Consider the following 849-nt stretch of genomic DNA (forward strand, 5'->3'; position numbering starts at 1 on the left):
GTTTATCTTGGCGTCATCATCATATAAATAATGCTTGATTAACGTATCAGAATAACGAAATCTCCCCTCCTCAATTGAGACTGTCGCGTTCAACAAGCGATTCAAAGCACCGCGCAACCATCCAGCATTTTTCCCACCGCAAGCCCGATTGAGTTCACGCAAGCATTGGTAGGTTAGAAACTCAATTTTCACTCCTAATCCACGCTCACGACACCGATGCAAGCAAAATTCCCATACATCCAGATCAGCCTGATCTAGTTGCTGTCCAGTGAATTTAATCACCACCCCTTTTAATGCGGCTTTACGTTGGTTATTTTGAAACGCTCGCCGTCCGCGTTTGATAGCACCGAATAGCGCCGACCGCAGAATGCCATTAGGTATTCCTCGGAAATTTTTCGGCCAGATCGGCAGCGGCACGACCCGTGTATCTTCCGGGCGGGGTGGGGCGGTGTTCTCACCACGCCCTCGCGCATCCATCCGCGCCATGATCGCTTGCAGGTCGATTTCTTCGGGTTCTTGTGCCATGAGTTTCACTCAATTTGGAATTAGGAAGCTCAAATGATACCAGAAGAGTCGGTATAGCATGTTGTAAAAGTCGGTACAGCATGTTGCAAAAGTCGGTACAGCGTATTGAAAAGTCGGTACAGCATGTTGCAAAAGTCGGTACAGCATGTTGGCCCACTCGGTATAGCATGTTGCAAAAGTCGGTACAGCATGTTGCAAAAATCTTAAAAAAAAGCGCGTAAGCGATTGAATTTTTTGAAAAAAAAAAGAAAACGGCAACCCTTCTAATCTTCTTTTAATCATTTAAAAATAAAATTTAATCGCAAAAAAAAATCACAATTTATA

General features: G+C 44.4%; 1 protein-coding gene. It reads right to left on the reverse strand.

The genetic code is table 11. From position 1 onward, the window contains the following. The coding region (gene trfA, locus CKO12_RS15515) for a plasmid replication initiator TrfA (protein ID WP_274599938.1) at positions 1-525 on the reverse strand (525 nt) is incomplete at its 3' end. Positions 526-849 lie beyond the last annotated feature (324 nt).

Source organism: Chromatium okenii (genome assembly GCF_016583745.1).
Classification (GTDB): Bacteria; Pseudomonadota; Gammaproteobacteria; order Chromatiales; family Chromatiaceae; genus Chromatium; species Chromatium okenii.